Below are 23,347 nucleotides of genomic sequence, written 5' to 3' on the forward strand. Positions count from 1 at the left end.
CGAAAGGTGTGAGCGGTATCAACCGACGGTGGCGTAGTCGAGCGACTTGGGCGTGGCGGTGAGCACGCGCGGCGTCGCGCCCACCACGACCGTGTCGTCGATGCGAAAGCCGCCCACGCCGTAGACGTACAGGCCGGGCTCGGCCGAATAGACCTCGTTGTCGCGCAGCGGACGCTGGCTGAAGGCCATGTCCTCCGGGTACTCGTGGTGCACGATGCCGATGGCGTGGCCCGTGCGGTGACGGATGCAGTCGGCAAAGCCGGCGCGTTCGATCACGGCCTGCGCCGCGGCGTCGATCGCGCACACGGGCCGGCCTGTCACGGCCGCGCCGATGGCCGCATCGGTCGCGTCGCGCGCGGCCGTCCACAGCGCCTTCTTCTGGTCGTCGGGGCGCCCGCAAAACCAGGTGCGCTCGTTCTCGATCGTCAGGCCGTTGAGCCGGGGAATCACGATGTTGACCAGCACGTCGCCTTCGCGGATGCGCGCGCCGCAGGAGGCACCGTCGCCGTGCGGCGAGGCCGATGCCGGGCCGCTGAGCGTCCAGCAGCGCACGACCTCGAACTGCTCGCCGGGAAAGCGCTCGGCAGCCTCCTGCACGAACAGGCTGGCCATGGCGCAGTCCATCTCCTGCACCAGGCGGCCGGGCTTGATCGCGTCGCGGTAGCGGTCCTGCAGCCAGTCCGTCAGCCCGGCCATGGCCTGCATGACGGCCAGTTCCTCGGCGTGCTTCTGCCAGCGCAGGCTGCGCACTTCCGCGGTGGCGACGCGCACGTTCAGGTCGGGCAGCAGGCGCTGCACGGCCGCCATCACGCCGCTGCCGGCATCCAGCGCGATGCGCGAGCGGCGCAGGCCGGCGCGGCTCAGGCGCTCGGCGAGGATCTCGGGGAGCTGCGACACGAGCGGCAGGCGGTTGCTCACCATCGGATGCTCGGCATAAAACGTCACGTCCGTGATCCACACCTTGTGGGCTTCCATCGAGAAGCGCATGTGGTTCGTCGACAGTTCGTTCATGACCAGGAAGCCCTCGCCCTGGCGCGGCACGACCGCGAAGATCGGCCGTTCCCAGGGCTGCACGTCGGTGTGGAAGTTGGTCGCGAACTGAAAGAAATCCGCGGTGGTGAACACCAGCGCATCGACGGCGAGTTCGTCCATCAACCGGACCATCTGGTCGTGGCGGTACCGCCAGACGGCTTGCGTCAGCTTGGGCATGTGTCGTTTCCTTGAAGAGGGCCGGAGGCATCCGGCGGGTTGTCTGAACAGCTCGGGGGGGCGGGCTACAGCGCGTCGAACTCGACCACGCCGGCCTTCATCACCAGGGGAATGCGCTCGCCCTGCCCCAACAGGCAATCGAGGTTACGCATCGGGTCGCCATCGACCAGCAACAGGTCGGCCAGCGCGCCCGGGATCAGCCGGCCGAGCCGGTCGCTCATGCCCAGCACCTCGGCGCCGATCAGCGTGGCGCTGGCGATGATCTCGGCCGGCGACAGCACCTGGGCACGCAGGCGGAACTCGTCGCTCTGCAGGCGGTGCGACTCGCCCAGCAGGTCGGTGCCGAAGCCCATCTTCACGCCGGCCGACTTGTAGACCTCGAGCGAGCGCAGCCCGGCGCCGCGCACGTCTTCCACCTTGGCCACGCTGGCGGGCGGCAGCCCCAGCGCCGCGCCTTCGTTGGCGAGCGCGTCGTAGGTCACCAGCGTGGGCACCACATAGGCGCCGTGCGCGGCCATGAGCGCGGCGGTGGGTGCATCGACCAGATTGCCGTGCTCGATCGTGCGCACGCCGCAGCGCACCACGCGCTGGATCGCGGCCGGGGTGTAGGCGTGGGCCAGCACGTAGGTGTTGCGGGCTGCCGCTTCGCCGACGATGGCGCGGATCTCGTCTTCGCTGTAGCCCAGCGCATCGACCGGGTCGGTAGGCGACGCCACGCCGCCGCCGGCCATGATCTTGATCTGGTCCGCGCCCATCTGCAGTTCTTCGCGCGCAGCCTTACGCACGGCGTCCACGCCATCGGCCACACGGGCGAGCATGCCCACGCGGGCGCAGTTGGGGCACACGGCGTTGGCCACCAGATAGTCGGAGCGCGCGCGGCCGTCGCCATGGCCGCCGGTCTGGCTCAGCGCGCGGCCCGAGACGAACAGGCGCGGCCCCTGCGCCAGCCCCGACTGCACCGCCTGCTTGAAGGCATCGCCCGCGCCGGCGGCGTCGCGAACGGTCGTGAAGCCGCGGCGCAGCATGCCGCGCAGGATCGGCAGGCTGCGCAGCGTCGCCAACACATTGGGCATCAGCGCCTGGCGCTGCAGGTTCAGGTCGACGGCCACCACGTGCACATGCAGGTCGATCAGGCCGGGCATCACGGTCTTGCCGGCGGCGTCGATGACCCGCGCATCGCGCGCCACGATCGGCCGGTCGGACACCTCGCGGATGGTGTCGCCCTCGATCAGGATGTCGTGGCGGTCCTGCAGCTCGGGCTTCAGCGGATCGAGCAGGCGGGCGTTCTTGACGAGGATCTGAGTCATGGGTCTGTTTGCCGGGTTCCGAGGGCATGGGCGGTGAGGAATGACGGGATCGTAGGATCGCGTCACAATTCCGAAAAATTTATATGCTGAATCCATTCCATTGACCATGTGAATGGTTTCAGCCTCCCCTGTCCATGAACTACCGCAACGCCGATCTCAACCTGCTGAAGGTCTTCGAAGCCCTCATGAACGAAGGCAACGTGACGCGCGCCGCGTCCAAGCTGTCGCTGACGCAGCCCACGGTCAGCAACGCGTTGCGCCGGCTGCGCGAGACCTACGGCGACCCTTTGTTCGTGCGCAACGGCGCGGGCATCCGCCCGACGCGGCGCGCCACGGAGTTGTGGGCGCCGCTGGCCCGCTCATTGCGCACCATCCGGGGCACGCTCGAGGGCGAGAGCTTCGATGCCTCGCAAAGCGACGCCCGCCTGACGGTCTCGATGACCGACTACGTGGCCTGCATCGTCGCCCCCCGCCTGCTCGAGCGGCTCGGCGAACTTGCGCCAGGGATGCGGCTGCACACCCACCCCGGCACGGTCGTGGACTTCGGGCAGTCGCTGGACGACAACCGCGCCGACTTCGCCATCGGCGCCTACAACGACGACGTGCAGCGCCCCGGTTTCATGCGCTCACGCCGACTGTGGTCGGTCGACTTTGCCTGCTTCATGCACAACGACCACCCGCTGGCCAAGCTCGACAAGATTCCGCTGAAGAAATTCCTGGCCGCGCGCCACCTCGACGTGAGCCTGGCGGGCCGTGTCGGTGGCATCTACGACCGCGTGCTGCAAAGCCGCGGCCTGCAGCGCAACCTGGTCTCTACGGTGAGCCACTACTCCGCAGCCTACGAGGCCGTGCGCCGCTCCGACCTGATCGCCGTGCTTCCCTGGTCCGAGGGCCTGGAGACGATGCGCATGACAGGCCTGAAGCGCGTGGCGCCACCGCTGGCGGCGCCGGCGCGCACCGTCGAGCTGGTCTGGCACGAGCGGCACGAGACCTCGGCACTGCACCAGTGGTTCATTGCTTTGGTCGTCGAGATGCTGGCGCGGGAGCCGGCTGCGCGCACTGCGCGGGCTAAGCCCGGAACCAGATCCTGAGCGTCACATACATCGCATAGGCCAATCCCAGCACGCACCACGCCAGGAAGAACAGGTTGGCCCAGTAGTCGCCCGCATGCGCCGCCAGCGTGTAGACCTGCCCCACGCAGCCCTTTCCGACGCAGGGCACCTCGCCCCGCACCAGGGCGCGCAGCATGGCGAAGAAGAGGTAGCAGGTCACGCCAGCGGTCAGCAGGAATCCGACGGGCCCTACGAGCCCCTGGGTGAGTTCGCCCTTCTCATCGCGATAGCCCTTGCGCAGCAGCTTCTGTCCGTACCTGTACCAGGCATATCCGAGCAGGAGCATCAGGGCGTAGTAGAGAAAGGCGCGCATGGGTCCTGTGATCGTCGGGGTGTGGCGGGCGTGAGTGCTTCGGCAAGGATCGTAGCCGAGCAACTCACGCTCGCCACCCGCGCCCGCTACCGCGCGCTGGCCACGATGGCGATGCCCCGAATCTGCCCGGCGCCAGGCGCGTCCACCGGCTTCGCGTAGCGCGACGGCGCAAAGCGGTGCAGCAGCTCGGCCTCGCGCAGGCGCGCCGAATCCAGGTTCGCCAGCTTCACGTGGCCGAAGCCGCGCACCGACAGCGGCAGCGCCGCGATGCGTGCGGCGGTCGGCTGGTTGTCGGGGGTCAGCGCGGTGGCCATCTCCTGCAGCAGGCGGTCGAAGTGATCGATCAGTGCGCGTTCGGTGCGGCGCTCCGCCGTGTGGCCGAACAGGTCGAAGGGCGTGCCGCGCAGGCGCTTGCCGTGGGCCAGCCACTTCATCGCCGGCAACATCCATCCACCGAGGCGCACCTTGGCGGGCGCCTGTCCGTGCGCGGGGCGCGAGAGCAGTGGCGGCGCCATGTGGAACTCGAGCTTCAGGTCGCCTTCGAACTGGTCCTTCAGCTTCTGCAGGAACGCGCCGTCGGTGTACAGGCGCGCGACCTCGTACTCGTCCTTGTAGCTCATGAGCTTCAAGAGGCTGCGCGCCGCGTTGCGCGTAAACGGCAGGCTCACGTCGCCGCCCGGCAAGGCGGACTCGACCGCCTGCAGTGCGCGAATGCGCTGCTCGAAGCGCGCGGCCCATGCAGCGTTCTGGTAGCCGGTGAGATGGCGACGCGCATCGGCGAGCAGCGTTTCCAGCGGGCGGTCGTCGACCTGGTGCGCCGCCGCCTCGACCGGTGCCGCGCGCAACTGATCGAGCGCCGCCGGGTCGCCGGCCGCGAGCCGCCCCAGCGAGAACGCCGACTGGTTGGCCGCCACGGCCACGCCGTTGAGTTCGATCGCATGCATGAGCGCCTCTAGGCTCAGCGGCACCAGGCCGCGCTGCCACGCATAGCCGGTCGCCACGATGTTCGCGGCCAGCGTGTCGCCCAGAAACTCTTCGGCCAGGCTCTGCGCATCGAAGGTCTCGACCTGTTCCTCGCCCGCGACGAAGCGCATCTTCTCGAGCAACAGGTCGACATGCAGGTCGGCATCGGGGTTGCGCAGCGACTCGGCCACCGGGATCTCGTGGATGTTCGCGAGCACGCGCGTGCGCCCGTGCCGCACGGTCTGCAGCGCATCGGCCGAGGCGCCCACCACCACGTCGCACGCGAGGATGGCGTCGGCCTGCTGCGTGTCGATGCGCACCTGATTCAACCGCTCCGGCGTGTCGGCCAGCCGCACGAAGCTCAGCACCGAACCGCCCTTCTGCGCGAAGCCCATGAAGTCGAGCACGCTGGCCGACTTGGCCTCGAGGTGCGCGGCCATCGCGATGACCGCGCCCACCGTCACCACGCCGGTGCCGCCCACGCCGGTCACCAGCAGGTCGTAGGGGCCGGTCCATGCATGCGGCGCGGGATGCGCGAGCGCGCCCACGCGGTGCAGGAAGGCATCGCGCCCGGCCGCCAGCGCCCCGCTCTTGCGGCGCAGCTTGCCGCCGCTGACGCCCACGAAGCTGGGGCAGAAGCCCTTGGCGCAGGAGTAGTCCTTGTTGCAGCTGGTCTGGTCGATCTTGCGCTTGCGGCCCATCGGCGTCTCGTGCGGCAGCACGGCCACGCAGTTGCTCTGCACGGTGCAGTCGCCGCAGCCTTCGCACACGGCCTCGTTGATGAACAGGCGCTTGGGCGGATCGGCCAGCTCGCCCTTCTTGCGGCGGCGGCGCTTCTCGGCGGCGCAGGTCTGCTCGTAGATGAGCACGGTCACGCCGGGCATCTCGCGCAGGCGGCGCTGCACCTCGTCGAGTGCGGCGCGGTCGTGAAATTCGGTGCCCGCCGGAAACTTGTTCTTGATGGCGTCGTAGTGATGGATGGCATCGCTCACCACCACCACCTTGGTGACGCCTTCCGACTCCACTTGCCGCGCAATGGCGTCGACGCTGATGACGCCGTCGACCGGCTGGCCACCGGTCATCGCGACCGCGTCGTTGAACAGGATCTTGTAGGTGAGCGTGGCCTTGGCCGCGACGGCCTGGCGGATCGCGAGGTAGCCCGAGTGGTAGTAGGTGCCGTCGCCCAGGTTCTGGAACACGTGCGGCGTCTTGGTGAACATCGCGTGCGAGATCCAGTCGACGCCCTCGCCGCCCATCTGGATCAGGCCCGCCGTGCTGCGGTCCATCCAGTTGGCCATGAAGTGGCAGCCGATGCCCGCGCGCGCCGTCGAGCCATCGGGCACCTTGGTGCTGGTGTTGTGCGGGCAGCCGGCGCAGAAGTACGGCAGGCGCTTGACCGCATCGCTCGCGTTGGCCAGCAGCTCGGGCGGCGTGAAGTCGCGCACGTGCTGCAGGTGATCGCCCAGGTCGTGGTTCTCGGGAAAGTGCGCGGCCAGCCAGTGCGCGACCAGTTCGATGAGGCGCGAAGGCCGCAGCTCGCCGAGCGCCGACACCAGCGGCTGGCCCGCGTGGTCGTGCTTGCCCACGAGCACGGGGCGCGCCTCGGGCGGTGCGTTGTAGAAGATGTCGCGCAGCTGCGTCTCTACCACCGCGCCCTTCTCTTCCACGATGAGGATCTCGCCGAGCCCGCGCGCGAACTCCTTGAGGCGCGTCTGCTCGACCGGAAAGCTCAGGCCCACCTTGTACAGCCGCACACCGGCGCGCGCGAGCTGATCGGGCGAGAGTTCGAGCCGGCGCAGCACCTCCATCAGGTCGTGGTGCGCCTTGCCACAGGTAACGATGCCCACCTTGGCGTGCGGGCTCACGATGACGTGGCGGTCGATGCTGTTGCGTTGGGTGAAGGCGGCGACGGCCGCGAGCTTGTCTTCCAACCGCGACTCGATGCGCAGCGATGGCAGGTCGGGCCAGCGGTAGTGCAGGCCGTCGGGCGGCGCGGCGTGGCCGGTGGCGGCGCGCACGGCGTCGGCGTCTTCCCAGGCGGCCACGCGCCCGTTCACCGCATCGAGGTCCACCGTGCCCGCGCTCTCGACGATCTCGGACAGCGCCGCCATGCCGACCCACGCGCCCGAATAGCGCGACAGCTCGTAGCCGTACAGGCCGAACTCCAGGTACTCGGCCACGCTGGCGGGCTGCATCACGGGCATGCGCCAGGCCATGAAGGCGTGGTCGCTCTGGTGCGGCATCGACGACGACACGCAGCCGTGGTCGTCGCCCGCCACCACCAGCACGCCGCCGCGCGGCGACGAGCCATACGCATTGCCGTGCTTGAGCGCATCGCCCGCGCGGTCCACGCCCGGGCCCTTGCCGTACCACATGGCGTACACGCCATCGACGGTGCGCTCGGGGTCGGATTCGACACGCTGCGTGCCCAGCACCTGCGTGGCCGCGAGTTCCTCGTTCACTGCAGGAACGAAGCGGATGCCGGTCTTCTTGAAACGCTCGCCGGCCTTCCAGATGGCCTGGTCGACCATGCCCAGCGGCGAGCCGCGGTAGCCGCTCACGAAGCCCTGCGTGTGCAGGCCGCGCGCCGCGTCGCGCTGGCCCTGCATCGCCAGGATGCGGATCAGCGCCTGCGTGCCGGTGAGGAAGACCGAGCCGGCATCGGCCCAGAGGTTGTCGGAAAGTTGGTAGTCGGGCCGTCGGAGTGCGGTCGCTTCAAGTGGGGCGTTCATGCCCGGAATTGTTCTGCGCCCCCCCAAGTAAGTGTTTCTTCAATACACTGGCGCAGACCCTTGTTTGAAGAAGAATTCACTCGAAAACCACGATGAACGTCGGTTCTGTTTCTCTTGACGAGCATTGCCTCAAGATTCTTTCTGCACTGCAGCATGACGGCCGGCAGACCGTGCAGCAGATTTCCGAGGCCGTCGGCCTGTCGCCCACGCCCTGCTGGAAGCGCATCAAGGACATGGAGGCGGCCGGTGTCATCCGCGGCTACACCGCGCTCGTCGATCCCGAGCACGTGGGCCTGCACGTGTCGGCCGTGGCCGAGGTGAACCTCGACCGCCACAGCGAGGCGATGGTGCAACGCTTCGAAGAAGTCGTGGCCGCAAGCCCGCAGATCATCCGCTGCGTGTCGGCGACCGGGCCCGCGGACTACATCCTCAACGTGACCGTGCCCGACATGAAGCACTACGAGCGCTTCCTGCACGAGGTGCTGTTCAGCCTGCCCGGCGTGACGCACGTGCGCTCGAGCATCGTGCTGCGCGAGATCAAGTCGGAGACGGCGCTGCCGCTCGGGCACCTGCTGGATGCGAAGGCCGGGCTGGCGGGGTCACGGCGGTCGCCGTGAGGCGTGGCGCAGTGGCCTCTAGCGCTTGCGCCGGATGACGTACGCGTTCTGCGCCAACTCGAAGCCGAGCGCCGGGTAGTAAGACATCGCGTCGGGTGCCGAGAGCAGGATCAGCGACACCTCGTCGCCGATGATCGCCTGCGTGCGCTGCACGAGTTCCCGGCCGATGCCATGGCCCTGGTACTTCTTGTCCACCGCCAGGTCCGACAGGTAGCAGCAGTACGCGTGGTCGGTCAGCGACCGCGACAGCCCCACCAGCTCGTTGTCGACCCATGCCGACAGCAGGAGGCTGGGCGCGGCGAACATCCGCGCGATCCGGGCGAGGTCGTTCGTGGGGCGCTTGATGCCGGAGCGGTCGAAGACGCGGGCGACGTCGGCCGGGTCCAGGGGCACGTCCTGACGGTAGTCGATGGTGATGTTGTTCATGTGTTTCCTGGGTAGCGCCTGCGCCAGCGTCATTCCGTCTCGGAAGACCCGAGCTTCTTGAGTTCGGCGAACTTGGCCGCCATCGTCGGGTTGCCGCGCGTCAGCTTCTTGATCGTCACGTCCTGTGCCTTGTCGTTCGCAAGGCGCAGGTTGCGGTCGGTGCCGAGCAGCGCTTCCTTCGTCTTCTGCAGGTGATCGATCGACTTGTCGATCTCCGCGATCGCCTTCTGGAAGTGGCCGTGGGCCAGGTCATAGTTCCTGCCGAAGGCGGCCTTGAAGGTTTCCAGCTCGGTCTCGAACTTCGTGATGTCGATGTTCTGCGCCTTGACCAGCGCCAGCTCCGACTTGTACTTGAGCGAGTTCATCGCCGCATTGCGCAGCAGCGTGATGATGGGCAGGAAGAACTGCGGGCGCACGACATACATCTTCGGGTAGCGATGGAACACATCGACGATCCCGGTGTTGTAGAGCTCGTTGTCGGGCTCGAGCAGCGACACCAGCACCGCGTACTCGCAGCCCTTCTCGGTGCGGTCCTTGTCGAGTTCTTTCAGGAAATCTTCGTTCCTGTTCTTCGTGGCCGTGCGGTCGTTCTCGTTCTTCATCTCGAACATGATCGAGACGATCTCGGTGCCGGCCTCGTCCGCGTCGCGGAAGATGTAGTCGCCCTTGCTGCCCGTACGCGCGTCGTTGTCCTTCTCGAAGTAGGCGCGGGGAAACGCCATCGACCGGATGCGGTTGAACTCGGTTTCGCAGTGCTGCTCCAGGGTCTCGCCGACCATCTTGGTCGACAGGCGCGCCTTCATGTCCCGCAGCCGCTCGATCGCGTCGTCGCGGTCCTTGATCTGCGTTTCGTACTTGTCCTTGAGCGATTTCTCGGCGAGCTGCTTCTCGAGCTCCGCCCGCTCGAGGCCGCTCTTCCACTGGTCCCGCTCCTTCTCGACCACGCTGACGGCCTCGCTGATCGCGAGCTTCTTCGCCACCTCGATGGCGTCGAGCCGGGCCTTCAGTTCCTGGATTTCCACGTCCTTCGCGGCCGCGCTCTTCTGCAGCTCGCCCACGTGCCGTGCCTCGGCGAGCGCGGTGGCGGCCAGCTTGTCCTGCTTGGCCTTTTCAAGCTCGTTCGCGAGCGCGTCGCGCTCCCGCTCCACGGCGCCCAGGGCTTCGCTCACGGCGAGTTTGCGCGCCACGTCGCCGGCCTCGAGCTTCGCCTTGAGTTCCTGGATCTCGCCGTCCTTGGCGGCGGCAGCCTTCTGCAGTTCGCCGGCGGCCCGGGTCTGCGCGAGTTCGACGGCGGCGCGCTTGTCCCGCTCGGCCAGTTCCAGCCGCTCGTGCAGCTGCTTCTCGAAATCACCGTCGCGCACCTGCTTCAGGATGTCCGCGTAGCCGGCTTCATCGATCTTGAATGCCTTGCTGCAATGGGGGCAGATGATTTCGTGCATGGCTATGTGCGCTCCATCGTCAGGGTGGGCGTCGACAAGAGAGGGAGTGCAGCGAAGCGCCGCGCCGTTCGGGCGGGATCGCGGGAAGTGATGCTGTTCATAGGGTCAGGGACATGGAGCCATCCGACTGTAGCCGGACAGGGAGCGCCGGCGAGTGGCAGGCGCTTGAAGACCGAGGCCGAGGCCGACGTCTGCGAACGAACGATCCCGTCTCGAGATCACGTTGCTAGAATCGCCGCTGCAAAAATCGACTCTGACCTGTTCAGAGCTCCATCCCGCCGTAAGCGTTTACGTCAACCAACGCATCACCAGTGGCACCCGCATGCCGACTGGCGGTGCGCGTGGGTCGCTTCGGTGCTCATCGTCCCGCCCATTCGACCGGCTGGTGCCGCCTTTGAAAACTCAAGGAGCGGCGCTCGATGACGAACGTCCAAACAAATTCTTCTTCCCTGCGCACGTTGGTCTGGATGACCCTCGCGCTTTTTCTCGCTTACCTGTCTGTCGCGATGTCGATGCCGGCTGTGACGCTCCACGTGTCACAGACATTGGGCATGGGCAATGTCGCGTCCGGCTTGGGCGTCGGCATTGCTTTCCTGTCCACCATCCTCAGTCGCGGCTGGGCGGGCCGGCTCGCTGACGAACACGGCGGCAAGGTCGCCATGTTCCGGGGCCTTGTCCTTTATGCGGCGGCTTCGCTCCTGTGCTGGGCCTCCTCGCTGCCCATGCTGGGCCATGGCGTCGGCGCGTACCTGGTTCTTCTGGTGGGGCGTCTCGTGCTGGGCCTCGGCGAAAGCTTCGCGCTCGTCGGCATGCTGGGCTGGGCCATGGCGGCGATGGGCCCCGCGCGTTCGGGGCAGGTCATGGCGCTCGTCGGCACCGGCATGTATGGCGCTTTCGCGGTGGGCGGCCCGCTGGGCCTCTGGCTGCTGGAGCGGCTCGGTTTCGCCGGCCTGATGGCGGGCAGCATCGCCTTGCCGCTGGTCAGCGGCGCAATGCTGTGGTCCATCGCGCCCGCCATGTCCGCACAGGGGCGCCGCGCGCCCTTCTCCGATGTGCTGGGACTCATCTGGAAGCAAGGCGCGGTCGTGGGCCTGCAAGGCGTTGGCTTTGCCGCCTTGGGCGCGTTCTTTCCCTTGTACTTCCTGGCCCATGGCTGGCAGGGTGCCGGCTATGGGCTGACCTGCTTTGGCCTGGGCTTCGTCCTGGTGCGCCTGCTGGCGGGTCGCTTGCCCGACCGCATCGGCGGCACCAAGGTCGCGCTGGTCTCCCTCGCGATCGAAGCCGTGGGTCAAGCGCTGCTGTGGCTGGCGCCCCATCCCGTCGCGGCGATGGTGGGCGCACTGCTGACCGGCATGGGGTGCTCGATGGTCTTCCCCGCCATGGGACTGGAGGCCGTCAAGCGCGTGCCCGCCCACCTGCGCGGAACGGCCATCGGCGGTTTTGCGGCGTTCCAGGATCTGGCGTACGGCGTCACAGGCCCGATGGCGGGGCTGATTGCCGACCACTACGGTCACTCGAGTGTGTTCCTGGTGGGGTTGATCGCGACGGTTGTGGGGATCGGGATGACGTGGCGGCTTGCGAGGGTGTCGCGGGCGGGGCGGGCTTCGACGCTGGTCTGAGGCTGTGGCAGGTCGACCGAAGGCCTGCTCCGGGCCGGGATTTCAAGCAAAGGACCGTCGATATTTGACGAGCCCGCGCTTGATCGAGGCATCGAAGCCGCAGCGCTCGAAGAACCGATGGGCATCCGTGCGATCCACCGAACTCAGCAACATGATCTTCGAGCAATCGCTCGCCGCGCAGAACGCCTCGACCTCCCGCATCAGCGCGGCCCCAACCCCTCGATTGCGAGCGGCCACGTCGACGACGACGTTCTCCACGACAGCGAACGGCTGTCGCCCGTACATCACGTCTTCGCACAGCGAGACCAGCACCGTGGCGCACACCTGGCCATCGATCTCCGCAACAAGAAGCGCCGTCCTCGGGTCTTCGGACAACGCCTGCAGGCGTTCGGGCAGCACGCAGCGCGCCGCGTCTGCGACCAGTTGGCCGTAGAGCGCATCGATGCGTGCGGCGTCGTCGGACACCGCACGACGGACGCTGAGGGACGGGATGGGCATGCAGGCGGTCTCCGCAAAATGACGTCGGGTTCGGGCGAGGCCCGCTTCTGACTGGATTCTCCCGCAGCCCTGCGCCTGCGAAGCGCGCGACGCCCACATAGACTGTGGAAATGTCCCAGCCCACCGCCGCCTTCAGCACGTCGTCCACCACCAACAACTACGCCGAGAAGACCGCACGCCTGGTGCCAGGCCTGCACGACCTGCAGACGATGGCAGCCCTGCTCGTCGCCGAGCGCGCACCGGATGCGGCCCACGTGCTGGTCATCGGCGCCGGTGGTGGCATGGAGTTGAAGGTGCTCGCGCAGGCGCATCCCCGATGGCATTTCGTCGGCGTCGATCCGTCGCAGCCCATGCTCGACCTCGCCGCGGAAACGCTCGGCCCGCTCGCCGAGCGGGTCGCGCTGCACCACGGCTACACCGACACCGCACCCGAAGGTCCGTTCGATGCAGCGACCTGCCTGTTGACGATGCACTTCCTGACGCTCGATGAACGCAGGTCGACGTTGATGGAAATTCGTCGCCGCCTGAAGCCCGGTGCGCCGTTCGTCATGGCGCATCTCAGCTTTCCCCAGGCAGATGGGGAGCGAGAGCTGTGGCTCTCACGCTACGTCGCTTTCGCGGCGGCTTCCGGCGTCGATCCGGACAACGCACGCAAGGCGGCCTCCGCGATCGGTTCGACGCTGACGCTGCTCAGCCCTGCGCAGGAAGAGGCACTGCTGGAAGAGACGGGTTTCACCAACGTCCGCCTGTTCTATGCAGGCATGGCATTCAGAGGCTGGGTCGCGCAAGCCTGAGCCGAAGCCTCACTCCGGCGTCTGCAACTCCGCCCACGCCGTCAACATCTTCACCTGCGTGCGCAGCCAGCTCGTCGGCATCGACTGCGTGCCCCACACCGCGATGCGGCCCGCGTGTTCGCCCATGAGCCAGAACTGCCGCACGGCCATGAAGGCGGCGATGGCATCGACGTCCGCCGAAGGCAACGGACGCGCGCTGCGGTAGCCGCCCAGGTAGCTGCGCCAACGCGCCAGCGACGTCGCGTCGAGTGATCCGCCCACGGTGCGCGGGTGCATCGCCCACAGGTACACGCACAGGTCGTAGGCCAACCAGCCGGGGCCTGCATCGTCGAAGTCGAAGAACGAGGCGACGCGCACGCCGTCAAGACCCTCCGTCACGAAGTTGTTCATGCCGTGGCAATCGCCGTGCCCGTGAACGCGCGTCAGGGCCGGCATCGCGGTGATGCGGGCTTCGAGCGCGCGCGCGATGGCGCTGAACTCCGGGCGCAGCGCGTCGGTCATGGTGGGCGCGGCTTGCAGGCGCTCCAGCGACGCGTGCAGCAGGTCGGGCAGTTCCAGGGTGTAGCGGCTGGCGGGGCCGTGGTAGTCCTGCGCGGCTTCGTGCAGCAGTGCCAGGCCGCGGCCGGTGGCTTCGACGTCGGGCAGCACGTCGCCGGGCACATCGCCGTCGAGGTGCTCGAACAGGATCAGCGGACGCTCGCCCTCGGGCAGGTCCATCGCGACAGCATGTGCGCCATCGCGTGCCACCAATGCACCGGCCACCGGCACACCCCTGGCCTTCAGGTGCACGAGCAGTGCCGTTTCGTAGCCGACGTTGGGGGCGCCGCGCGGGCGGTCAGCGCTCAGGCGCGCGACGGCGTGGCGGCCGTCGGCAAACTGCAGGCCGTAGACATGATTGAAGCTGCGCCGCAGCAGCTCGCACGACCGGACCTCGCCGAAGTCGTAGGCCTGCGCCACCTTCTCCGCGATGGCGGCGCCCGTGGGCGTGGTCTGTGCGATCTGGGCAGAGCGGGCGGGCGTCGTCACGGGTGCGGCCTTTCGGGAGCGTGGGGCGGGCGATTCTGCCCTACCCTCCGCAGCCCCGCCGCCTTGCGTCAACGCTCCAGATCGCGATCGAGCGAGGCGCCCCCGTCTCCCACCTGGCGCCAAGCAGGCGCCAGCGCCTTGCGCGCCGCATTGAGCTCGGCCATCGAGATGTGCAGCTCTGCCATGGTCTGCACCAGCAGCTCGAGCAGCGCGGCGCGCTGGCGCAGCCGCACGGTCTCGGCGCGGCGCGCGCGTTGGGCCTGGCGCGCCGCGGCCTGGATGGCGCGGCCCGTGGGCGAGTCGTGCGAGGGATGGTGGTGGTCGTCCACGGACAGGCCGGATGCGGCGCGCATGGGCAGTGGCATCACGCGGCGGCGGGCACACCCTGGACGGCGGCGGTGGCAGCTGCAGCAGCGTCGGCATTCGCCGCATCGCCGCGCGTCTCGGCGGCGGGGCCGTAGTTGCGCAGGTGCAGGAAGAACTCGCCCATCATCTGCATCCACAGACGCACGGCGAAGGCCAGGTAGGCGGGGCTGACGCCGCCGGCCACGACCACGTCCATCTCGAGCACGACGAAGTCGCCGTGCTGCGCCACGCGCGCAAAGCGCTTGCTGCGGTGCCAGGCGGCGAGCACGGCCTCGGGCAACGTGCCGCCCTGCACGCGCAGCGGGCAGCTCAGGGTGAAGTCGGTGTACTGGGTGGTGGTGATGGCATTGCCCCACAGCACCTGGAAGCCGATGCCGTGGCTGGCGCTGTGCAGGCGCACCACGCCATCCTGTTCGATGGCGGTGACGGCGCCGCCGGCGGCCTTGATGGCGTCCGACACCTGGTCGGGCGTGACGGCGTCGAGCATGTCGAAAGGCACCGGCGTGGCGGCCTGGTCGTCGGCTTGCGGGGTCGTGGCGGTGGTGTTCATGGTGTGCTTCTTCTTTCTGAAAAGGGGGAATGGGTTCAGTTGGTTTTCTTGAGCGCGGCGTCGAGCGCGGCGCTGTCGATGCTCAGTTGCGCCGGCGGCGCCAGCTGGGCCATGTAGGCCTGCACGAGTTGCTGCTGCCGCTGCTGGCGCAGTGCGGCCTGCAGTTGCGGCTTCATCTCCTCGAGGGTGGCGGTGCGCGCGGGCTGGGTGTCGAGCAGCTTGACGATGTGAAAGCCGGCCTCGGCCTGCACCGGCTCGCTGACCTGGCCCTGCTTGAGCTTGGCCACGGTGTCGCGCAGCTCGGGCAGGATGCGCGCGAGCGGCAGCGTGTCGACCTCGCCGCCACGCTCGGCGCTACGGCGGTCCTGCGAGCTGGCGCGCGCCACGGCGGCGAAGTCGCCGCTGCGGGCCTGCTTGGCGAGGCGGTTGGCTTCGTCGCGCACCTTGGCGATGGCGGCCGGGTCGCGCTCGGGCGTGGCCAGGTAGATCTGCGCCACGCGGTAGGCGGCCGGCAGGTTGAAGCCGGTCTTGCCCTGGTCGTAGGCGGCCTTCACCTCGGCGTCCGACGGGAAGCCCGCGGGCACCTGGCTCACGGATTCGAGGTAGCTGGTGGCGACGATGCGCGCGGTGATCTCGCGCGTGGCGGCGTCGATCTTGGCCTTCACGTCGGGCCGGTCGGCCCAGCCCTTGGCGCGGGCGTCGCGCAGCAGCGCTTCGCTCACGAGGCGCTGGCGCAGCCAGCCGTCGAGGCTCGCGCGGTCGGCCTTGACTGCGGCGCGTTCGGTCTCGGGCAGGGTCTGCAGCAGCTTCTCGATCTCGTCCTGGCCGATGGTCACTTCGCCGATGCGCGCGACCACGGCGGGGCCGGGCGCGGCGGGTTGCTGCGCGGCGGCCACGCCGACCGACGAGACGAGCAGCACGCCGGCTGCCGCGCGCAGGCGGCGGCCGAGCCCGGCTGCGGGAGTGGCTTGTGCGGGGTTCATTGGGGCTTTCCTTCCGTGGCGGAGGCAGCGGCCGCAGGCGCCGGCGCGCTCACGGCGCGCACGTCGAAGCGGCTCTCGTAGAGCTTGTCGCCGTACTGCTGCGCGATCTGTTCGTACTTGACGCGGCTTTGCGCCGCGAAGGGCTGGCGCGAGGCGAGCACGCTGCCCACGTCCATGGTTTCGTAGGCGCGCAGCACTTCCTGCCCGACGGCATACAGCTGCGTGTTCTTGGCCTCGCACTGCGTGAGCGCGGTGCGCTGCAGCGCGGCCTCGCCGGCCAGGCGCTGGCGTTCGGCCTCGGAGGCGCGCGCCATCTTCAGCAGCTCGTCGTACGCGCCGCGGAACTGCGCGATCTGCGCGCCCGCCTTCTCGCTCGCGGCCTGGGCCTGCTCGCGCAGCTGCGCGTTGCCGGCGCTGGCCTGGCCGCGCGCGTGGCGCTCGGACGCGAGCTGGGCCTGGCTGGCGGCCAGTTCCTTCTTCAGCGTTTCGAGCTCGGACGCAGGCGGCGGCGCGCCGGGTGCCGCGGGCGCCTTGCCCGCGGGCTGGCCGGCCTTGAGCGCGGCCAGCTCGTTCTGCGCCTGCTGCAGCTGGGTGGTGGTGGCGCGCAGCTGCGCGCGCAGCCGCTCCTCCATGCTCTGGCCCTGCGGCTGCTGGGCCTGCGCGACGCCGGCCGTGGCGGCCAGCGCGGCCAGGGCCAGCGCCGGGAAGATCGTTCGGGACACGGCGGACTCCTTCTTAGAAACGCGCATTGAATTCGAGCTGCAGGGTGTCGATCGACAGCGGCGGGCCGTAGACCTCCTTGGTCGAGATCCAGCGGCCGGTGAACCACATGTTCTTGTCGATCGCGTACGAGCCGCCCAGGAAGTAGCCGCGCGCGTTGGTGCCGCCGCCGTGGAAGCTCGAATCGTTGTAGCCGTCGGGCATGGCGTCGGGCTCGATGCGCTTGTAGCCCGCGAGCACGTTCCAGTCGCCGCGCGCGGCCGGTGCCGGCTTGCCGTAGGTGGCCTGCAGCATGTAGGCGTTGCCGCCGCTCTTGAAGTCGGACTGGGTGGTGCCGCCGGTCGGGCCGAAGTTGTTCACGATGGCGCCGCGGATGCCGCCGCGCTTCCAGATGTCGTTGGCGTCGTAGGCGGTGTTGCGCACGAAGTTGGCGTCCAGGCGCAGGTTGTTGCCGGCCACCTGGGTGTCCCAGCGCAGGTTCAGGTCGATCAGGCGGAACTTGGAGGCCAGGCCCACGTACTGCGGCTGCGGCGTGCCGGCCGGGTTGAGCGGGTCGAGCGAGATGTCGCGCAGCAGCATGAGCGTGTTGCCCTTCTGCATGAAGGCCGGGCGCGACCAGTCGGTGCTGCAGCCGTCGGCGCCCGCATACAGCGCGCAGGGCTCGGAGACCTGGCCGCTGACGTTGCGGAAGTTGTAGTACGCCAGCGCGCCGCGCACGCGGTTGTCTTCGTTGATCTTCCAGTCGGCGCCCACCTGCGCGCCGAGCAGCCACTTGTTCTCGCTCTTCATCTTGCGCTGGCTGCGCGTGGGCGAACCGTCCGCCGAGTACTCGAGCGGGATGAGGCCCAACGTGCCGAACAGCGACAGGTCGCGGTTCGAAGCGAGCTTCTTGTCGAACTGCGCGGCAATGCCGTCGAAGTTCAGGTCGCTCGAATACAGCAGGTCGGTCGACATGAAGGGGTTGCCGAAGCGACCGCCGGTCACGGTGAGCCAGTCGGTCGGCTTGTGCGAGATCCACATCTGGTCGAGCCACACGCTCTTCTTGCCCAGGCCGCCGCCCAGCGTGGTGGTGGTGGAGACGGGGCTCTCGTCGCTGCCCGAAGCCAGGCGCACGCCGGCCTTGGTGTTCTCCGACAGGTCGGCCAGCAGGCCCACGCGTGCGCGGGCACGGAACAGGTTGCGGCGGTCCTGGCGCGTGTTCAGGATCGACGGCAGCGACAGGTTGGTGTTCGGGTTGACGTCGTAGCCGCTGCCCTGGTTGAGCGAGGGCCAGTTGATCTCGATGTCGCTGTTGTTGCCGGCGTAGCTGCGCGACTCGTTGCGCACGCGCACGTCGCCTTCGAAGCGGATGCGCTTGCTCCACTCGGGCGTCTCGTTGGGTGCGGCCCAGCCTTCGTCCTTGGCCTGGGCCATGACCTGCGCCTTGACCTCATCGCGGATCTGGTCGCGCACGGTCTGCGAGATGTAGGGCACGCGCACGTCGCCCGCTTCGAGGCGCATGCCGCCCGCGACGGTGGCCGATGCGGCGGTGGCCGACACGGCCGCCTGGCGCTGTGCCTGCTGCGCGGCGATGGCCTCGGTCTGGGCCTGGGCCAGCAGCGCTTCGCCCACGTCCTTGGCGAGCGTGCCGCTTTGAATGAGGCCGCGGATCAGCTTGACCATGGCGGATTCGCCCGCGGGCGCGGCGGCGGTCTGGGCCATGGCGGTGCCGGCCGACAGCACGAAGGCGGAGGCCACGGCCGCCGCGAGCGCGCACTGGCGCAGGGCCGGCATCGCGCCCCGGCGCGGGAGGGTGTTGTGCAGGGTGTTCATCGCTTCGTTCACTGGAGGAAAGGAGTCGGGCCGGGCGTCGGCCGTACAGGTGTGGAAAGTCATGGCCGGCGGCCTTTCATCGACACGCGCATCGGAAAGCGCATCGAGGCCGGCGGACGTTCGTCGACGCGGTCGAGCCCGCGCACCAGCGCCAGCACGGCCTCGTCGATGTCCTCGGTGCCGGTGCCGCGCACCAGCTGGGCGCGCGTGGTCTTGCCGTCGGCGCCGAGCCACAGGTCGATCTGGATGTCGTCGAACACCAGCTGGCGCGTGCGCGGATCGCGCGACAGCGCCTGCTGCAACATGCTCGACACGTAGCGCGCATACGAGCCGCTGCCCAGGCCGCCGCCACCGCCGGTGCCGCTCATGCCGCCGCCGCTGCCGGCCTGGATGCCGAAGGCGTCGTTGCCGGCCTGGCCGGCGCTGTCCATGGTCACCGGGTCGCCCAGGTCTTTCGAGGGGCTGGGCGGCGCGTCGTCCTTCGGCGCTTCCAGCGGCTCGACCGGCTTGGGCTCGGGCTCGACCACTTCGGGCTTGATCTTTTCCGGCTCGGGCTCGGGCAGCTTCTCGGGTTCGGGCGGCGGTGGCGGGGGCGGCGGCAGCATCAGCGTGGGCGCGTCGGCCACCACACGCTTCTGGCTCGCGGTGTCGGACAGCAGCCGCCACACGAGCAGCGCCAGCGCCACGACGATCGCCAGGCCGATGACCACCCCGCCCCAACGGCGCCACAGCACGGCCGTTCCACCCGTGCCGCTGGAGCGCGGCGCGGGCGAGGCAAAAGAAATCGGGTCGCGAGGGTTCACGCTCCGGTCCTCACTTCTGCTTGCCGGTCACGAGGCCGATCTGGTTCAGCTCGATGCGGCGCAGCAGGTCGAGCACGTCGACCACCTTCGCGTACTGCACGCTGGCATCGCCGCGCACGATCACGGGAAAGTCGGGCGACAGCGCCTTCTCGGTGCGCAGGCGCTCCTCGAGCTCGGGCAGCGTGACCGGGTAGGCGTCCAGGAACACGTTGCCCGCGTTGTCGATCGTGATGGCCTTGGTCTTGGGCTTTTCCAGCGCCACCGAGGCACTGGCCTTGGGCAGGTCGACCTTGATGCCCGGGATGCTGGCGTTGCTGGTGAGGATGAAGATCACCAGCACCACCAGCAGCACGTCGACGAAGGGCGTGATGTTGATGCCGCCCGTGCGCTTGCGCACGGCGAACTTCGCGGCTGTGTTTGCCATGGTGCGCGGTCCTCAGGCGCGGCGCGCCTGCACGGCCACCGGCAGCGAGCGGCCCTCGCCCTGCTCTTCGGCCAGGCGCGTGACGAACTCGTCGACGAACACGGCCATGTCGGCGCCGATGGCGTCCGAGCGCGAGGCCAGCCAGTTGTAGCCGAACAGCGCGGGGATCGCGACGCCCAGGCCGGCGGCGGTACACAGCAACGCGGCGGCCATGCCGGGCGCCACCGAGTTGATGTCCACGGCGCCGGCCATGGCCGCCACCACGAACACCAGCATGATGCCGATCACGGTGCCGAACAGGCCCACGTACGGCGCGCCTTCGATGGTGGTCGACAGCCAGTTCATGCGCTTGGACATGCGCTCGGTCTCGCGCACCATCACGCCGTCCATCGCGGCGCGGATGGCGCCGATGGTGGAGGCCGACACGGCGTTCAGGTCGTAGCCGCGGTCATGGCGGCGGCGCATCTCCTCGATGGCCACTTCGTACAGGCGCCACAGCGAGGAATCGGCACGCACTTCCTGCGGCACCGTGTTGTTGGTGGCCAGGCGGTCCAGCGGCGCGCCGGCGGCTTCGCGGAAGTGCTCGATGAAGGTGGCGTTGGCGCGCGAGGTGGCGCCGAAGTTGCGGCCCTTGCCGATCATGATGGCCCACGACAGCGCCATCATCAGGCCCAGCAGGCCGACCACGATCCACGCGTCCAGCGGCATCGCGGCCAGGATGAAGCCGAAGTGGCTCTTGCCGGCCTGCTGCTCGTCGGGGCCGAAAGCGGCCAGGCGCGACTCGGCGCCTTGCGACACGGCATCGGCCAGCAGCAGCGCGTCGGGGCGTGCGACCTTCGACAGGCGCACTTCATCGATCGCGCCGGTGAACGGAGCGAAGCCGGCGACGGGTGCGGCACCCGGCGTGGCGGGGGCAGCGGGTGCATCCGCGCCGAGCGCGGCAGCGGTGTTCAGCGCGGGCAGCTTCGCCGCCAGCGACACGGCCGGACGGCCGCCCACATACAGCGCGACGCTGTCACCCTCGGCCTTCACCGCGAGGTGCGCCCACTGGCCGGCCTGCACCGGCTGGCCCGGCGTGCTGCGCTGGCCGTTGACCTGCACGAAGGGCACGCCCTGGTCGATGCCGACCACGAGCTCGCCGGCGCCGTCGCGGCGCGCATAGATCGCCTGGCGCGCGCCGAGCGAGTCGGGCTTGATCCAGGCCGAGAAGGTCAGCGTGCCGCCGGCCGTCACGGCCAGCGAGGGCGTGGCGGGCAGCATCAGCGCGCCGTTGCCGAGCTGGGCGCCCTTGCCGATGACCGTGCCTTCCACCGGCACTGCCGCGGTCTGGCCGTTGTTGCCGTAGGCGGTGGTGTCGCGCGGCGGCACCGCGCCTTCGGCGAAGTGGTAGACCAGCGTGTAGTCGGGGTCGAAGCTGCGCTGGCCGTTACCCGAGGCCGGGGCCTTGGGGTTGCCGTAGTACATCCACAGCTTTTGCGGCGTGCCGGCCGAGACGTTGGGCACGTCGACCCAGATCAGCGCGATGCCCAGGAGCGGATCGAACTGCTCGATCTGGTGGTTGAGCACGGTCTTGTCGTCGCCCGCGACAAAGCGCAGGTCGGCGCCGGTCTCGCTCACGCCCTCGAACTTGAAGTTGCCCGTGTGCAGGCGCACCAGCACCGGCACGCGGCCGGCATCGCTGCCGATGGCGCCGGCCTGCGGGCCGCCGTCGATGGTGACGGGTTTGCGGTAGGCCCATTCGGCCTGCCACCAGGCATGGGCCAGGCCCGGCAGGAGCGTGCTCAGCAGCGTGAGCGCGATGAAAAGAAGTCGTCGCATGACAGGGTTCTCCGGAAAGCTCGTGGAATGAGAAAAAAATCGAAAAGAGGAATGGCTGTTGCCGTCGGTCGTTCGTTCGGTCAGTAGCTCGCGGTGATGCTGAAATTCACCTGCGTGTCGTGCTTCTTGGTGCGCGGCCCGTCGACCAGCGGATAGCCGATGTCGACGCGGCCCGAGAAATACGTGCCCACCTTGAAGGTCGTGCCCACGCCCACCGAATACAGCGAGAAGCGGTCGGCCTGCTCGGGCAGCGGGCTCTTCAGGCGCAGCCGCGCGGCGTCGGCAAAGGCGTACACGCGCCAGTTCTCGACGGTGCTGCCCAGGAAGGCGAGCGGCTTGCTGCGCAACTCGACCGAGCCGACCACGCCGTAGTCGCCGGTGGCCTCGGCCGAGAGGTAGCCGCGCACCGAGTTCATGCCGCCCGCGGCGATCTGCTCGCTCGAGACGAGCGGCGAATCGGTCATCTGCGCGTTGACGCGGAAGGCCACCTGCGTGCCGCCCTCGAAGCTGTGCGCGCCGTTGAGGTCGGTCTTGAGCACCATGAAGCTGGGCGAGGCCTTGTAGCGCTTGTAGTCGAAGGCCGCCCAGTCGCTGCCGTACTTGAACGAGCTGCTGGTGCCCGCCACCAGCGACACGCCCACGCCGTACTGGCTCTTGTCGGTCTGGCGGAAGCCCGAGTACGACAGCGTGATCGGCGCGTACTTGAGCGGCACGGTGTCGCCGCTGCCCTTGAGCGTCAGCGCTTCCTTGTTGTTCTTGAAGTCGACGCCCACGCTGAAGGCATGCCACCAGTTGCCGGTGTTGGGCACCGTGTAGGTGGCCTTCAGCCCGATCGAGTGGCCCTTGCCCAGCACGGTGGTACCGCCCACGGTGGCCACGTTGCTGTCGGACACGAAGGCGTTGGCCTCGAGGCTCCAGTTCGTGCCCTTGAGCGGCGCGTTGTACGAGGCCGAGAACACCTGCGTCTGGTTCAGGTCCTGCGGCGCGCCGAAGAAGCTGATGGAGGCGCTGTGGCCCATCTGCCAGAGGTTGTCGTGGCCCAGCGAGGCGCTGGCGCGCAGCTTGCGCGTGTCGGCGCTGTAGTCGTTGTTCAGGCCCACGCTGGCGCGCCACGGGCTCTGGTCCTCGACCTTCAGGTCGACGTCCATCGTGCCCGGCATGGTGCCGGGGCGCACCAGCGGCATCACCTGGCGCTTGGGGCTGCGGTTGAGCGCGGTGAGCTCGGCCTGGGCCTTGTTGAAGTCGGGCACGCCGCCCTCCTTCAGCGCCGGCACCTGGTCGCGCACGTCGAGCGGCGAGTTGTACTCGGCGCCCACCACGCGCACGCGGCCCACGCGGGTCTCGTTGACCTGCAGGAACACCACGCCCTGCGTGACCTGCTGTTCGGGCAGGTCGACGTACACCGACTGGTAGCCCGCCGCCTGGTAGGCCGCGAGCAGCGCGTCGCGCGCGCCCTCCACGTCCTTGAGCGTGCGCTCGGGGCCGAGGAAGGGCGTGACCGCCTTCTCGATGGCGCGGGCGTCCAGCACGGTGTTGCCGCGCACGATGTATTCGGCGATGTCGACCTTGCGGGCCGGTTCGGCGGCTGCGGGCGCGCCCGCAGCCGGTGTGGGCGCCGAGGTCGGCGCCGGCGTGGAGACAGCGGCAGGTGCTTGTGCGAACGCTGCCGCCGGGGCACCGATCGCCATCACCGCCAGCCACACCGCTCTCCAGCAGGTCGGTGGGGCGTTCTTCTTCATGTCATGCATTTACAGCTCGGTTCTCAAGGATGAAGCTCGCGTGGCAGCGGCTCATGGTGGAGAGCCTTCATGTCGCT

At 68.9% G+C, this 23,347-nt stretch carries 21 protein-coding genes; 4 read left to right on the forward strand and 17 right to left on the reverse strand.

Translation table 11 applies throughout. The features are described from left to right. Window positions 1–18: 18 nt before the first annotated feature. Window positions 19–1,209, reverse strand: a complete 1,191-nt coding sequence (locus AC1RL8_RS05815) for a M24 family metallopeptidase (RefSeq protein ID WP_492684176.1) — start codon at window positions 1,207–1,209, stop codon at window positions 19–21. A gap of 65 nt (window positions 1,210–1,274) precedes the next feature. Continuing rightward, a complete protein-coding gene (locus AC1RL8_RS05820) occupies window positions 1,275–2,516 on the reverse strand; it encodes a metal-dependent hydrolase family protein (protein ID WP_492684177.1) in 1,242 nt (413 codons plus the stop codon). A 134-nt stretch (window positions 2,517–2,650) separates the two neighbouring features. Here AC1RL8_RS05820 and AC1RL8_RS05825 point away from each other — a divergent pair, with 134 nt between their 5' ends. Further along, on the forward strand, window positions 2,651–3,607 hold the full coding sequence (locus tag AC1RL8_RS05825) for a LysR family transcriptional regulator (protein WP_369646554.1): 957 nt from the start codon (window positions 2,651–2,653) through the stop codon (window positions 3,605–3,607). Here AC1RL8_RS05825 and AC1RL8_RS05830 read toward each other — a convergent pair. Together AC1RL8_RS05830 and AC1RL8_RS05835 are read right to left on the reverse strand one after the other, a co-directional pair. Next, a complete protein-coding gene (locus AC1RL8_RS05830; protein ID WP_492684178.1) occupies window positions 3,585–3,941 on the reverse strand; it encodes a hypothetical protein in 357 nt (118 codons plus the stop codon). The genes AC1RL8_RS05825 and AC1RL8_RS05830 overlap by 23 nt on opposite strands. Before the next feature lie 86 nt (window positions 3,942–4,027). Then, window positions 4,028–7,636: an indolepyruvate ferredoxin oxidoreductase family protein gene (locus AC1RL8_RS05835; protein ID WP_492684179.1), complete on the reverse strand. Its 3,609-nt coding sequence runs from the start codon at window positions 7,634–7,636 to the stop codon at window positions 4,028–4,030. A 92-nt stretch (window positions 7,637–7,728) separates the two neighbouring features. On the opposite strand from AC1RL8_RS05835, the gene AC1RL8_RS05840 reads away from it, so the two are divergent. Further along, on the forward strand, window positions 7,729–8,253 hold the full coding sequence (locus tag AC1RL8_RS05840) for an Lrp/AsnC family transcriptional regulator (RefSeq protein WP_369629300.1): 525 nt from the start codon (window positions 7,729–7,731) through the stop codon (window positions 8,251–8,253). Between the two features lie 18 nt (window positions 8,254–8,271). On the opposite strand, the gene AC1RL8_RS05845 is transcribed toward AC1RL8_RS05840, so the two are convergent. Together AC1RL8_RS05845 and AC1RL8_RS05850 are read right to left on the reverse strand one after the other, a co-directional pair. After that, window positions 8,272–8,679: a GNAT family N-acetyltransferase gene (locus AC1RL8_RS05845; protein ID WP_492684180.1), complete on the reverse strand. Its 408-nt coding sequence runs from the start codon at window positions 8,677–8,679 to the stop codon at window positions 8,272–8,274. A gap of 29 nt (window positions 8,680–8,708) precedes the next feature. Further along, complete coding sequence (locus AC1RL8_RS05850; RefSeq protein WP_095745864.1) at window positions 8,709–10,118, reverse strand: DUF2130 domain-containing protein; 1,410 nt, start codon at window positions 10,116–10,118, stop codon at window positions 8,709–8,711. A gap of 419 nt (window positions 10,119–10,537) precedes the next feature. Here AC1RL8_RS05850 and AC1RL8_RS05855 point away from each other — a divergent pair, with 419 nt between their 5' ends. Continuing rightward, window positions 10,538–11,737 (forward strand): MFS transporter, encoded by a 1,200-nt coding sequence (locus AC1RL8_RS05855; protein ID WP_492684181.1) that lies wholly within the window; start codon window positions 10,538–10,540, stop codon window positions 11,735–11,737. 42 nt (window positions 11,738–11,779) lie between these two features. Here AC1RL8_RS05855 and AC1RL8_RS05860 read toward each other — a convergent pair whose 3' ends face one another. Further along, the gene (locus AC1RL8_RS05860; RefSeq protein ID WP_492684182.1) at window positions 11,780–12,235 is read right to left on the reverse strand and encodes a GNAT family N-acetyltransferase; all 456 of its coding nucleotides are present in this window, start codon (window positions 12,233–12,235) and stop codon (window positions 11,780–11,782) included. A gap of 110 nt (window positions 12,236–12,345) precedes the next feature. Here AC1RL8_RS05860 and AC1RL8_RS05865 point away from each other — a divergent pair, with 110 nt between their 5' ends. Beyond that, window positions 12,346–13,029 (forward strand): class I SAM-dependent methyltransferase, encoded by a 684-nt coding sequence (locus AC1RL8_RS05865; RefSeq protein WP_492684183.1) that lies wholly within the window; start codon window positions 12,346–12,348, stop codon window positions 13,027–13,029. 9 nt (window positions 13,030–13,038) lie between these two features. Here AC1RL8_RS05865 and AC1RL8_RS05870 read toward each other — a convergent pair whose 3' ends face one another. The 10 genes from AC1RL8_RS05870 to AC1RL8_RS05915 form a co-directional block, all read right to left on the reverse strand. Beyond that, window positions 13,039–14,055: a phosphotransferase enzyme family protein gene (locus AC1RL8_RS05870; protein ID WP_492684184.1), complete on the reverse strand. Its 1,017-nt coding sequence runs from the start codon at window positions 14,053–14,055 to the stop codon at window positions 13,039–13,041. Window positions 14,056–14,123: 68 nt separating this feature from the next. Further along, window positions 14,124–14,408 carry a hypothetical protein gene (locus AC1RL8_RS05875; RefSeq protein WP_070061194.1) on the reverse strand — a complete coding sequence of 95 codons (285 nt, stop codon included), beginning with the start codon at window positions 14,406–14,408 and terminating at the stop codon, window positions 14,124–14,126. 11 nt (window positions 14,409–14,419) lie between these two features. Beyond that, window positions 14,420–14,971, reverse strand: a complete 552-nt coding sequence (locus tag AC1RL8_RS05880) for a YbjN domain-containing protein (RefSeq protein WP_492684185.1) — start codon at window positions 14,969–14,971, stop codon at window positions 14,420–14,422. Window positions 14,972–15,006: 35 nt separating this feature from the next. Beyond that, a complete protein-coding gene (locus tag AC1RL8_RS05885) occupies window positions 15,007–15,954 on the reverse strand; it encodes a peptidylprolyl isomerase (protein ID WP_390343087.1) in 948 nt (315 codons plus the stop codon). Then, complete coding sequence (locus tag AC1RL8_RS05890; protein ID WP_492684186.1) at window positions 15,951–16,676, reverse strand: hypothetical protein; 726 nt, start codon at window positions 16,674–16,676, stop codon at window positions 15,951–15,953. The genes AC1RL8_RS05885 and AC1RL8_RS05890 overlap by 4 nt, the downstream gene beginning before the upstream one ends. A gap of 13 nt (window positions 16,677–16,689) precedes the next feature. Next, window positions 16,690–18,549: a putative porin gene (locus tag AC1RL8_RS05895; RefSeq protein WP_492684187.1), complete on the reverse strand. Its 1,860-nt coding sequence runs from the start codon at window positions 18,547–18,549 to the stop codon at window positions 16,690–16,692. Then, a complete protein-coding gene (locus AC1RL8_RS05900) occupies window positions 18,546–19,289 on the reverse strand; it encodes an energy transducer TonB (protein WP_492684188.1) in 744 nt (247 codons plus the stop codon). The genes AC1RL8_RS05895 and AC1RL8_RS05900 overlap by 4 nt, the downstream gene beginning before the upstream one ends. 10 nt (window positions 19,290–19,299) lie before the next feature. Next, window positions 19,300–19,713: an ExbD/TolR family protein gene (locus AC1RL8_RS05905; RefSeq protein WP_062474100.1), complete on the reverse strand. Its 414-nt coding sequence runs from the start codon at window positions 19,711–19,713 to the stop codon at window positions 19,300–19,302. 12 nt (window positions 19,714–19,725) lie between these two features. Beyond that, window positions 19,726–21,531, reverse strand: coding sequence for a DUF2341 domain-containing protein (locus tag AC1RL8_RS05910; RefSeq protein WP_492684189.1), 1,806 nt, complete (start codon window positions 21,529–21,531; stop codon window positions 19,726–19,728). Window positions 21,532–21,611: 80 nt separating this feature from the next. Next, window positions 21,612–23,270, reverse strand: a complete 1,659-nt coding sequence (locus AC1RL8_RS05915; RefSeq protein ID WP_492684190.1) for a ShlB/FhaC/HecB family hemolysin secretion/activation protein — start codon at window positions 23,268–23,270, stop codon at window positions 21,612–21,614. Window positions 23,271–23,347 lie beyond the last annotated feature (77 nt).

The organism is Variovorax sp. GW822-FHT04E09 (genome assembly GCF_058800845.1).